The 11,753-nt window shown below is 72.7% G+C and carries 10 protein-coding genes; 2 read left to right on the top strand and 8 right to left on the bottom strand.

Annotated features, from left to right (window positions below; genetic code table 11):
- Positions 1–8 precede the first annotated feature (8 nt).
- On the bottom strand, positions 9–1,022 hold the full coding sequence (gene gmd / locus LG396_RS36510) for a GDP-mannose 4,6-dehydratase (protein ID WP_225797999.1): 1,014 nt from the start codon (positions 1,020–1,022) through the stop codon (positions 9–11).
- A gap of 45 nt (positions 1,023–1,067) precedes the next feature.
- Here gmd and LG396_RS36505 point away from each other — a divergent pair, with 45 nt between their 5' ends.
- Entirely contained in the window at positions 1,068–2,048 is a 981-nt protein-coding gene (locus LG396_RS36505) for a GDP-L-fucose synthase family protein (RefSeq protein WP_225797998.1), read from the top strand.
- Between the two features lie 74 nt (positions 2,049–2,122).
- On the opposite strand, the gene LG396_RS36500 is transcribed toward LG396_RS36505, so the two are convergent.
- The 5 genes from LG396_RS36500 to LG396_RS36480 form a co-directional block, all read right to left on the bottom strand.
- Positions 2,123–3,589, bottom strand: coding sequence for a sugar transferase (locus LG396_RS36500; protein WP_225798021.1), 1,467 nt, complete (start codon positions 3,587–3,589; stop codon positions 2,123–2,125).
- Positions 3,590–3,852: 263 nt separating this feature from the next.
- Positions 3,853–5,406, bottom strand: a complete 1,554-nt coding sequence (gene arfA, locus LG396_RS36495; RefSeq protein ID WP_225797997.1) for an arabinosylfuranosidase ArfA — start codon at positions 5,404–5,406, stop codon at positions 3,853–3,855.
- A 51-nt stretch (positions 5,407–5,457) separates the two neighbouring features.
- Positions 5,458–6,363, bottom strand: a complete 906-nt coding sequence (locus LG396_RS36490) for a carbohydrate ABC transporter permease (protein ID WP_225797996.1) — start codon at positions 6,361–6,363, stop codon at positions 5,458–5,460.
- Between the two features lie 3 nt (positions 6,364–6,366).
- A complete protein-coding gene (locus LG396_RS36485) occupies positions 6,367–7,299 on the bottom strand; it encodes a carbohydrate ABC transporter permease (protein ID WP_018840369.1) in 933 nt (310 codons plus the stop codon).
- A gap of 40 nt (positions 7,300–7,339) precedes the next feature.
- Positions 7,340–8,743 carry an extracellular solute-binding protein gene (locus LG396_RS36480; RefSeq protein ID WP_263980032.1) on the bottom strand — a complete coding sequence of 468 codons (1,404 nt, stop codon included), beginning with the start codon at positions 8,741–8,743 and terminating at the stop codon, positions 7,340–7,342.
- A gap of 151 nt (positions 8,744–8,894) precedes the next feature.
- Between LG396_RS36480 and LG396_RS36470 the strand changes: the two genes are divergently transcribed.
- Complete coding sequence (locus LG396_RS36470) at positions 8,895–9,923, top strand: LacI family DNA-binding transcriptional regulator (protein ID WP_225797995.1); 1,029 nt, start codon at positions 8,895–8,897, stop codon at positions 9,921–9,923.
- A 92-nt stretch (positions 9,924–10,015) separates the two neighbouring features.
- Here the strand turns inward: LG396_RS36470 and LG396_RS36465 are convergent, their stop codons facing one another.
- Both LG396_RS36465 and LG396_RS36460 read right to left on the bottom strand, forming a co-directional pair.
- On the bottom strand, positions 10,016–10,996 hold the full coding sequence (locus LG396_RS36465; protein WP_225797994.1) for an aldo/keto reductase: 981 nt from the start codon (positions 10,994–10,996) through the stop codon (positions 10,016–10,018).
- Positions 10,997–11,058: 62 nt separating this feature from the next.
- Positions 11,059–11,715, bottom strand: a complete 657-nt coding sequence (locus LG396_RS36460; RefSeq protein ID WP_018844327.1) for a biliverdin-producing heme oxygenase — start codon at positions 11,713–11,715, stop codon at positions 11,059–11,061.
- Positions 11,716–11,753: the final 38 nt, after the last annotated feature.

Raw genomic sequence — 11,753 nt, 5'->3', positions numbered from 1 at the left:
ATCCGTGTTTACCTGTCGATCCTGACGGTGGCACCGGCGAGTTCGGCGTCGAGCGCCCCGATATCCGCCTCCACCATGATCCGGGCCAACTCGGGCCACTTGACCTGCGGCTTCCAGCCGAGCAGATCGCCTGCCTTCGTGGCGTCACCGATGAGCGCGTCGACCTCGCTGGGGCGCTCATACTTCGGGTCGAAGCGGACGTACTCCGTCCAGTCGAGGTCCGCGGTGCTGAACGCGGCCTCCAGGAACTGGCGGACGCTGCCGGCCTCGCCGGTGGCGACCACGTAGTCGTCCGGCACGTCGCGCTGGAGCATCAGCCACATCGCCTCGACGTACTCCGGGGCGTAGCCCCAGTCGCGTACCGCGTCGAGGTTGCCCATGTAGAGGCGGTCCTGGAGACCCGCCTTGATCCGCGCCACGGCGCGGGTGATCTTCCGGGTGACGAAGGTCTCACCGCGGCGCGGCGACTCGTGGTTGAACAGGATGCCGTTGACCGCGAAGAGGCCGTACGCCTCCCGGTAGTTCACCGTCGACCAGTAGCCGAAGACCTTGGCGCAGCCGTACGGGCTGCGCGGGTGGAACGGGGTCCGCTCGTTCTGCGGCGGCGGGGCGGAGCCGAACATCTCCGAGGACGACGCCTGGTAGAGCCGGGTGTCGATGCCCGCGGCGCGCACTGCCTCCAGCAGCCGCATGGAGCCGAGGCCGGTGACGTCGGCGGTGTACAGCGGGGCGTCGAAGGAGACCCGGACGTGCGACTGGGCGCCGAGGTTGTAGACCTCGTCGGGCGCCAGGTCGCGCAGCAGGTTCACCAGCGCCACGCCGTCGGTGAGGTCCGCGTGGTGCAGCACCAGCTTGCGGCCGGGCTCCTGCGGCTCCTCGTAGATGTGGTCGATCCGCTCGGTGTTGAACGACGACGAGCGCCGGACGAGGCCGTGCACCGTGTAGCCCTTGCCGAGCAGCAGCTCGGCGAGGTACGAGCCGTCCTGGCCCGTGACCCCGGTGATGAGGGCCGTCTTGCCCATGGTTCCATCCTCTGATCATTCCGCCGGATGGCAGAATCCCTACTTATGACGCCATCGAACGAACTGTCCCCGCCCGCGCCCGGGGCTCTGCTGCCGCCCGGTGCGCGGGTCTTCGTCGCGGGGCACCGCGGGCTGGTCGGCTCCGCCGTCGCGCGGCGGCTTACCGCCGACGGGTACGAGGTGCTGACCCGCACCCGTGCGGAGCTGGATCTGCGCGACGCCGAGGGGACGGCGGCCTGGCTGGCGGCCGTGCGGCCCGACGCGGTGGTGCTGGCGGCGGCCAAGGTCGGCGGGATCATGGCGAACAGCCGCTTCCCGGTGCAGTTCCTGGAGGACAACCTGCGCATCCAGCTGAGCGTCATCGCCGGCAGCCACGCGGCGGACGTCCCCCGGCTGCTGTTCCTCGGCTCCTCGTGCATCTACCCCAAGCTCGCCGAGCAGCCGATCCGCGAGGACTCGCTGCTGACCGGCCCGCTGGAGCCGACGAACCAGGCGTACGCGCTGGCGAAGATCGCCGGCATCGAGCAGGTGCAGGCGTACCGCAGGCAGTACGGCGCGGCGTACATCTCGGCGATGCCGACGAACCTCTACGGCCCCGGCGACAACTTCGACCTGGAGACCAGCCACGTCCTGCCCGCCCTCGTCCGCCGCTTCCACGAGGCGCGCCAGTCGGGCGCGGAGGAGGTCGTGCTCTGGGGCACGGGAACGCCCCGCAGGGAGTTCCTGCACGTGGACGACCTGGCGGCGGCGTGCCTCGCGCTGCTGCGGGGCTACGACGCGGACGGTCCCGTGAACGTCGGCTGCGGCGAGGACCTGACGATCAGGGAACTGGCCGAGACCGTACGGGACGTGGTCGGCTACCGGGGCCGTATCGCCTTCGACACCGACCGCCCGGACGGGACGCCCCGCAAGCTGCTGGACGTCTCGCGCATCACGGAGCTGGGCTGGCGCCCGGAGATCCCCCTGCGGGAGGGCATCGCGGCGGTGTATGAGGACTGGCGCAGTACGGCGACGGCGGGTGCCTGACACAGACCGCACCGCGGCGCCGGCCGGCTCCGAGGAGCCGGACCGGCGCGCGGTCCGAGCGGTCGTTCCGTACCTCAATACGCCCCCCGGCCGTCGACGACCGCGCGCAGGGTGCGGGCCATCACGTCCATGTCGTGGGCGAAGGACCAGTTCTCGACGTAGTGCAGGTCCAGCGCGATCGTCTCGTCCCAGGTCAGGTCCGAGCGGCCGCTGACCTGCCACAGGCCCGTCATCCCGGGCTTGACCGCCAGCCGGCGCAGCTCGGTGTCGCTGTAGCGGGCGACCTCCTCCGGCAGCGGGGGGCGCGGGCCCACGAGGGACATCTCGCCGCGCAGCACGTTGAAGAGCTGCGGCAGTTCGTCCAGTGAGCTGCGGCGCAGCGCCTCGCCGACGCGGGTGACCCGCGGGTCGCGGCGGATCTTGAAGATCGGGCTGCCGTCGTGCTCGTTGACCACGGACAGCGCGGACTTCTGCTGCTCCGCGTCCTCGACCATGCTGCGGAACTTCCACATGGTGAACGGCGCCCCGCCGCGGCCGAGGCGGGTCTGCTTGTGGAACACCGGTCCCGGCGAGGTGAACTTCACCGCCGCCGCGATCAGCGCGAACACCGGCGCCAGCAGCGCGATGCCGACGGCCGCGGCGACGCGGTCGCTCGCCGCCTTCAGCGTCGACTGCGCGCCGCGCCGCAGCGGCGGCGCGATGTGCAGCAGCGTCAGGCCCGCCACCACCGACAGCCGCAGCCGCCGCTCGGCGACCTCGGCTATGCCCGGCAGGACGGCCAGCGGCAGCCCCGCGTCGTGCATCGCCCACGCCAACTGCCGCAGCCGGGACGCCGGCAGCAGCGGTCCGGGGGCGGCGAGAACCAGCTCGGCGCCGTGCTCCCGGGCGGCGGACAGCACCGCCTGGGCGTCCCAGCCCGCCCGGTCCGAGGGGACCGGTCCCAGCCGGGCGGCCTCCGGGGCGCCGCAGGACAGCGGGGCCTCGCCGACCGGGACGACGCCGACGACGACGTACTCGTGGTCCGTACGGGCGGCGAGTTGGCCGACGACGTGGTCGGCGGTTGCCGGTTCCGCGACCACCAGCACGCGCCGGACGGCCTGGCCCTCCCGGCGGGCCGCGACGAGGTGGTGGTGGAGCAGCTTGGCGGTGACGACGGTCAGCACCAGCCCGGGCAGCAGCGCGAGCAGCGCCGGCTGCGGCTCCGCGGCGCTGTCGGCGGTGAACGCCCGGACGACGGCGAGCACGCCGAAGAGCAGGAGCCAGTCCTGGAGCAGCGGCACCACGGCGCCCGACTCGCCGAGCTGCCGCGCGGAGTAGCGGCGCCGCGCGGCCCGCACGGCGAGCCAGCCGCCGGCGGCCAGCGCGGCGCAGAGCGCCGGATACGGCTGCCGGGTGGTGACGAAGACGAGCACGACGGGGATGGCGATCCCCGCCGCGTCGGTGACGAGGGCCGCCGGCAGGTACCACGCCGGCTTCGCCGCGGCGGAGCGGACGCGGGTCCCGCGTCTCGGCTCCGCCGTCATGATCTCGGTATCGGCCACTCCGATACGCCGCATGTTCCCCCCTGGCACATCGCGACTGATGAGGCGCACGCGATCCTCCCCTGGTCGACGCGCACCTTTCGCTCCCGGAACTTTAGGCCAGATTTGCGAAGAACGCCCATGGTTCATGCAAAAAGGGCCTTAGGTGTAGCGAGCTTCACACCAGGTCGACGACCAGGGTGCGGGTCACGACGTACGACTCCCGAGAGGGGCCGAGGGATGTACGGAGTTTTACGCCAGTTTCGATTGCCTGCCCGCCGTGGTCACGCACCCCGCTTCCGCAGCCGGAGCACGTTCCAGGATACGCACGGCAGTTCGGCCTCCAGCTCGCCGTCTGCGCTGATCCGGGTGGTGGCCACGGACCGCGGCAGTACCCGCCCCGGATCGGCCTCCGTGTTCGCCGCGTCGTGATCGTCGTCGGCGAGGACCAGGTGTTCGAGGACCGTGTACCCGTGCGCCCCGCCGGCCGCCGCGCCGTCCGCGCCGAACCCGCGCAGCGCGACCGACAGCCGCAGCGGCTCGTCCTGGGCCCGGTTGACGGCCAGGATCGTCAGATCGCCGCTCTCCTCGTCGTACGTCACCACGTGGTCGAGCGCGGGGACGTCGCCGTGGCGCGGCGTCTCGACGCGCGCGCCCGTCCGGTCGGCCCCGGTGCGCAGCACCTTGCCGCGCGCGAACCGCGCGGCCTGCGCGAAGGGGTGGAAGACGGTCTGCCGCCAGGCGGGCCCGCCGGGCTCGCTGCGGATCGGCGCGATCACGTTGACCAGTTGCGCCAGGCACGCCACGGCGACCCGGTCGGCGTGCCGGAGCAGGGTGATGAGCAGGGAGCCCACGACGGCCGCGTCGGTGACGGAGTACGTGTCCTCGATGAGCCGCGGCGTCTCGGCGGTGGCCAGGTTCCGTTCGCCGGGGAAGCGGGCCGCGTACCAGACGTTCCACTCGTCGAAGGAGAGCTTGATCCGCTTGTCCGCCCGCCGTACGGCCCGCACGTGGTCCGCGGTGGAGACCACGTCGGAGATGTACTGGTCCATGTGCGCGCCGGAGGCGAGGAAGCTCGCGCGGTCGCCGTCCAGTTCCTCGTAGTAGGCGTGCAGCGACAGGTAGTCGACCTCGTCGTAGGTCTCCTCCAGCACCTCGCGCTCCCAGGTGCCGAACGTCGGCATCTGCGCGTTGGAGCTGCCGCAGGCGACCAGCTCGATCGACGGGTCGACCTGGTGCATGGCCTTGCCGGCCTCGGCCGCCAGCCGGCCGTACTCGCGCGCCGACTTGTGCCCCGTCTGCCACGGGCCGTCCATCTCGTTGCCCAGGCACCACAGCCGCACGCCGTGCGGCTCGCGGACGCCGTGGCTGATCCGCAGGTCGGACCAGGCGGTGCCGCCGGGGTGGTTGCAGTACTCGACGAGCGCGCGGGCGGCGTCGATGCCGCGGGTGCCGAGGTTGACGGCCATCATCGGCTCCAGACCCAGCCCCCGGGCCCAGGTCAGGAACTCGTTGGTGCCGACCTCGTTGGTCTCCACCGACCGCCAGGCGAGGTCGAGCCGGCGCGGCCGCTCGGCGACCGGGCCGACGCCGTCCTCCCAGTGGTAGCCGGAGACGAAGTTGCCGCCGGGGTAGCGGACGAGGCCGGTGCCCAGCTCCCGGACCAGGGCGGCGACGTCGCCGCGGAAGCCGGCGGCGTCGGCGGTGGGGTGGCCGGGCTCGTAGATCCCGGTGTAGACGCAGCGGCCCATGTGCTCGACGAACGTTCCGTACAGGCGCGGGTCCACCTCGCCGATGACGAACTCGGGGTCGACGGTGAACCTGGCGGTGTGCGGCATGCGGTGCCTTTCTCCGGGAGCGTTGGCGGTGGTTCTCGGGGGCGTGCGGGCCTACTTCAGGCCCGTACCGGCGATGCCCTCGACGATGCGGCGCTGGAAGAGCGCGAAGACGGCGAGCAGCGGGATGGCGCCCAGCACGGCGGAGGCCATGAGCTGCGCGTACGGGATGCCGAAGGCGTCCTGTACGGAGTTGAGCCCGACCGGCAGCGTCATCATCTCCGGGTCGGTGACCACCAGCAGCGGCCACAGGAAGTTGTTCCACACCTGCACGAAGACGAAGATCGTCACGGCGGAGACGGCGGGCCGGGCCACGGGCATCACGATCTGCCAGTACGTGCGCAGCCAGCCGGCGCCGTCGGCGCGCGCGGCCTCGATCAGCTCCCTGGGGATGCCGTCGAAGAACTGCTTGAAGACGAAGACGGCGACGACGTTCGGGACCTGCGGCAGCACCACGCCCCAGTACGTGTTGAGCAGGCCCACCTCCTGCAGCGCGAGGAACTGCGGGATCATCAGCACCTGCATGGGGATCATGATCCCGGCGAGCAGCAGCAGGAACACCCCGCGGCGGAAGCGGAAGCGCACCTGGGACAGGCCGAAGGCGGCGAGCGAGGCGGTGACGACGGTGAGCACCGTGGTCAGCAGCGAGACGATGAAGCTGTTGGCGTACCAGTAGGGCAGCTTGCCCTTGTCGAAGAGGTCCTCGTACGCCGCGAAGGTGGGGTTCGAGGTGAACCAGGACGCCGGGTCGACGGCTATCTCGTCGGCGGGCCGGATGGATATCGCGGTCGCGAACAGCAGCGGCACCAGCCAGAGCAGCGCGAAGGCGACGAGGACGCCGAGCGCGACGCGGTTGAAGAGCTTCTCGGCGTCGTACCCGCGCCGGGGCGCGGGGGCGGCGTCCGCGGGGGCGGGCGCGGCGGCGGCGGTGGCGGCGGGGCCTTCTTTGGTGTGGGCCATGGCTCAGCTCTCCTTCTCTGCCCGGCGGACGAGGAAGAACCAGACCAGGGAGATCAGCAGGATGACGAGGAAGAGGAAGAGGGAGACGACCGAGGCGTAGCCGGTGCGGCCGTCGGTGAAGCCGGTGTCGACGATGTACTGGAGCGTCGGCCGGGTGGAGCCGTCGGGGCCGCCCGCGGTCATCATGTAGATCTGGTCGAAGACCTTCAGGGACGCGACGATCTGCAGCACGGTGACGAGCGTCGTCGTGCGGCCCAGCATCGGGATGACCACGTGCCGGATCCGCTGCCAGGGGCCGGCGCCGTCCATGGCGGCGGCCTCGTGGACGTCCCGGGGGATCTCCTGGAGGCCCGCGAGGTAGAGCACGAAGTTGAAGCCGATGGTCCACCAGACGGTGACGCCGGCCAGCGACCACATCGCCCAGTTCGGGTCGCCGAGCCAGGACGGCGGCGAGCTGACGCCGAGCGCCTTCAGCCAGTCCTGGGCCAGGCCCGTCTGGTCGGCGAGGACGCCCCACATGAAGATCAGCGAGACCGATGCGGAGGGGATGACGTACGGCGCGAAGAAGGCGAAGCGGATGAACCACCGGCCGCGTACGAACCGGTCGGCGAGGATCGCCAGCACCAGCGCCAGCAGCACCAGCGGGATGGTGGTGAGCACGGTGAACCACAGGGTGTGCTTCAGGGTGCGCCAGAACTCGGCGTCGTTCAGCACGTCCGCGTAGTTGGAGAAGCCGACCCAGCTGCCGAAGCCCTCGCGCAGCAGGCTGCCGTTGAAGAAGCCCGCCACGAAGGTGTAGATGAGCGGGCCGACCAGGAAAACGATGTAGAAGAGCGCGAACGGCGCGATCAGGGCCGGGCCCGCGAGCCGGCCGCGGACGTGGCCGGCCCCTGACCGGTCGGGGGTGAGGGCGCCGGTGCCGGCTGTACTCGCCACGGGGGTGCCTTTCGTTCGAGGGGATGGGGGGCGGCGGTGTTCAGATCGGGGATTCGACGTCCGCGAGCTTGGTGAGCACCGAGCGGACCCGGTTCGCGGCGGCGCGGGGGGTCGCCCGGCCGGCGAGCGCGGCGCTGACCGCGTCGCCCACCCGGTTCTGCAGGTTGCTGCCCGCGCCGCCGTACCAGGCGACGGGGTCGTACACGGCGCCCTCGGCGGCGGCGGTGTAGTGCGACTGGGGCGTCAGTTCCTGGTACGCGGCCGAGCGCTGGGTCGGCAGCCACGCGGGGATGTGCCCGCCCTCGGCCCACAGCTTGCTGGAGTCCAGCAGCGAGGCGGTGAACTCCAGCGACAGCTCCAGGCGGGCGTCGTCCTCCTTGGGCGGCCGGGGCAGCACCAGCGCGTGGCTGTCGGCGAAGCAGGCGTACGGGGCGTCGTCGAAGACCCGCGGCAGCGGCCGCATGTCGAACTTCACCCCCGAGTCCAGCACGGCGACGATCTGCCAGACGCCGTCCATCAGGAACCCGGCCTCGCCGTTGGTGAGCAGGGTGATGGCGGCCTGCCCGTTCGCGCCGGTGGGGATCAGCTTCTCCTTGCCGAGGCGCTGGATGTACGCGAGCGCCTCCTCGGCCGCGTCGAGGTCGACCCGCACGCTGGACCCGCCGTCGGCGACCAGCGGCCGGCCGCCGAGCTGGCTGTAGAAGGACAGGAACATGCGGAACTGGGTGGCCGTGTCCTTGATCGAGGCGACCGAGCCGCCCCAGACGCCGGTGACCTCCTTCGCCGCGCGCAGCGCGTCGGCGAACTTGTCCGGGCCGTCGACGTCGGCCAGTTCGCCGCCTTCGAGGAGGCCGGCCTTCTCGGCGATGTCGGTGCGGAAGTACAGCGCGAAGGGGTGGGTGTCGATCGGCACGCCGTAGAGCCGGTCGTCGACGTGTGACTTGCGCCAGGGTTTGGCGTCGAACTTCTCCGGCGTCATGCCCTGCGCGGCGAGCGCGTCGGCGGGCAGTTCGCTGAGCAGCCCGGCCTGGGCGAGCACCGGCAGCTTCGACAGGTGCGCGATGGCGACGTGCGGGGGGCGCTTGCCGATGGTGGCGAGGCTGAGCTTGGTGTAGTACGGGTTGCCCCACACGAAGGTGGTGGCCCGCAGCGTGCTGTCCGGGTGGGCCTTCTCGTACAGCTCCTGCATGGCGACCATGCGCTCGCCGTCGCCGCCGGTGAAGGGGTTCCAGAAGTTGAGCCGGTCGGCGGGGGGTTCGCCGCCGGTGAAGCCCTGGGCGATGGTCGAGCCGCAGCCGGTGAGTGCGGCGGTGGCGGCGGCGCCGGCGGCGAGGCCCGCGCCGCCGCGCAGCAGGGCGCGACGGGAGGGGGCGGGTCGGTCGTCCGGTGTGCCGCGGGTGGGGCCGGGGGCCGCACGGCCGGGGGAGTCGAGGCGTCGGAGCATGGCGGATGTCCCTTTCCGCGGCGAGCTTGTACAACGTTGTAATACGTTCTTGGTGCATCGTTGTATATCGCCGTGCGCACCACGTCAACAGCCTGCGCAGCAAGGCGTAGGGTGTGCGCACCAGCAACCGCGGAGGAATCGGGAGGAAGCCGTGTCCGGGGCCCGCCTCAAGGACGTCGCCGAGCGCGCCGGTGTCTCGATCAAGACCGTCTCGAACGTCGTCCGCGGCGCCGCGCGCGTCGCCGAGCCGACCCGCGAGCGCGTCCTGCGCGCCATCGACGAACTCGGCTACCGCCCGCACGCCTCGGCCCGCCACCTGCGCACCGGCCGCAGCGGCGTCATCGCGCTGGCCGTCCCCGAACTCGTCGCGCCCTACTTCGCGGAGCTGGCCACCTGCGTCATCGCCGCCGCCAAGGACAGCGGGCAGACCGTGCTGGTCGAGGTCACCGGCGGCGACCCGGCCGAGGAGCTGCGCATCGCCTGCGGCCTCAGCGACCCGCTCATCGACGGCGTGCTCCTCAGCCCGCTCGGCCTGGACCAGGCGGCGCTGGCCGCCCGCGGACGCCGCGTCCCGCTCGTGCTGCTGGGCGAGCGGGACTACGAAGTCCCCGCCGACCACGTCCTCATCGACAACGTCGCCGCCGCCCGCGACGCCACCCGGCACCTGATCGGCCTCGGCTGCCGCCGCATCGGCGTCATCGGCTGGCAGCACGGCGAGCGCACGACGGCCACCGCCCTGCAGCGCATGCAGGGCCACCGCGAGGCGCTGGCCGGGGCCGGCATCGCGTACGACCCGGCGCTGGCGCCCGCCGTGGGCTCGTACACCCGGGCGGGCGGCGCGGCGGCGATGCGGGAACTGCTGGCGCTGCCGCAGCCGCCGGACGCGGTGTTCTGCTTCACGGACATGATGGCGTCGGGCGCGATGCGCGTCGCGCACGACGCTGGCCTGGCGATCCCGGACGGCCTGGCGGTGGTCGGCTTCGACGACGTCCAGGAGGCGCGGTACATGGTGCCGTCGCTGACCAGCGTGGCGCCGGACAAGCAGGAGCTGGCCAGGCTGGCGGTGAAGGCGCTGCTGGCGCGGATAGAGGGCCCGGCGGAGGCGCCGCCGACGACGCTGCTTGCGGGGTACGGCCTGGCGCTGCGCGAGTCGAGCGCGCTGCCGCCGACCGGGCCGTGACGGGACCCGCGGGCCCGAGGGCCGGGGCTCGGCGGTGACCGGGGCCCGGCGGACCGGGACCGGGACTCGGGGCCCTGCGGCCCTGAGATGTGCTACGCCAGCAGCCCGTCGATCTCCGCCAGTTGCTCCGCGGTCAGCGGACCCGCGGCCAGCGCGCCCGCGTTCTGCGCCGCCTGCGCCTCGGTGCGGAAGCCGGGGATCGGCACCGTGTGCGGGCTGCGGGCCCAGATCCACGCCAGCGCGCCCTGCGCGACGGTGCGCCCGCCGGAGGTGAGGATGTCGCGGATCGCCTCGATCCGCGGCAGCCAGCCCGGCGCCACCCGCCCGTCCGCGCCGAAGTACGCCAGCCACGCCGGCGGCGTCGCCCGGATGTCGCCGGCGCCGACCCGCGAGCCCGCGTCGTACGCGCCGGAGAGCAGCCCCATCGCCAGCGGGCTGCGGTCGATGCTGGCGAGGCCGCGCTCCGCGCACAGCGCCAGCATCTCCGGAGCGTCCTCCAGCACGTTGAGCCGGTGCTGCACCGCGGCGCAGTGCGGGCCCTCGGCGAAGAGCGCCGCGCGGCCGGGGTCGTCGGTGCTCCACCCGTACGCGCGGATCAGCCCCTCCCGTACGAAGTCCTCGCACGCCTCGCGCAGTTCCGCCGCCTCCTCGGCGCCGGCGTCCCCGATGTGCAGCTGGAACAGGTCGACGCGGTCGGTGCCCAGCCGGCGGAGCGAGTCGGTCAGCGCCCGGCGGGCGTAGCCGGGGGACAGGTCGCGGGACAGCAGCGTCCGGCGGCCGGCGTCGAAGGCGTTGCCCCACTTCGTGGCGATGACGACGTCGTCCCGCCGGCCGGCGAGCGCGCGGCCGAGCACGGTCTCGCTGTGGCCGGTGCCGTAGACGTCGGCGGTGTCGAAGAAGGTGACGCCGCCGTCGAGCGCCCGGTGCACGGCCCGTACCGACTCCGCGTCGTCGACCCTGCCCCAGCCCAGCGGGTTGCCGTCGGCGTCCCACCACTCGCCGCCGATCGCCCAGCAGCCGAAGCCGAGGGCGCTGACCTCGATGCCCGTACGTCCCAGAGTGCGCTTGTCCATGTCCCGACCATGCACCCTCAAGTGCACTCGAACGCAAGGGGGCCGCCCGGCCGCGGGGCAGGTCAGGCGGTCAGCGGGCCGGCCGGCTCCAGGGCGCGGAACAGGCCGGTGTTGAGCGTGAACGCGCGCCGGCACTCCTCGACCACGCGCTGCTTCTCCAGGTCGTCGACGGGCAGCTCGTCCAGCAGCCGGCGGTAACCGCGCTTGTACGCGGCCGGGTTGGGCACGCCCTCGAAGACGTAGAAGCGCACGCCGTCGCCCTTGCGCTCGAAGCCCCATATCTTCTCGGCGGTGCCGCGGATGATCTGGCCGCCGGAGAGGTCGCCGAGGTAGCGGGTGTAGTGGTGGGCGACGTAGCCCGCGGGCCAGTCCCGGGCGCACTCCTCGATCCGGGCCGCATACGCCTCGGTCGCCGCCAGCGGCGCGGCGCCGGAGCGCCAGCCGGGGCCGCCGTGCAGGAAGTCGAGGTCGCGCTCCAGCTCGGGGACGCGGGCCAGCTCGGGCTGGACGAAGGGACCGGCGACCGGGTCCGCGGCCAGCGCGTCCCAGTGCCGCTCCAGCGCGCGGTAGACGAACCAGAGCTGCTCGGTGTAGCGCCGGTAGGCCCCGACGCCCAGCGCGCCGCCCAGCAGGTCGCTCATGAAGGCCGACTGCTCGGCCTCGGTGTGCTGGTCGTGCGATTCGGTACGCAGCAGGGTGGAGAACGGCGTCGCGTCCAAGGCGGCCTCCGGGGCACGGCGGGGCGGTGGGCGTGACG

The organism is Streptomyces aculeolatus, assembly GCF_020400605.1.
Taxonomy (GTDB): domain Bacteria; phylum Actinomycetota; class Actinomycetes; order Streptomycetales; family Streptomycetaceae; genus Streptomyces; species Streptomyces aculeolatus.
The sequence above is the reverse complement of the archived record's forward strand: the minus strand, read 5'-3'. Positions and strand labels throughout refer to the sequence as shown.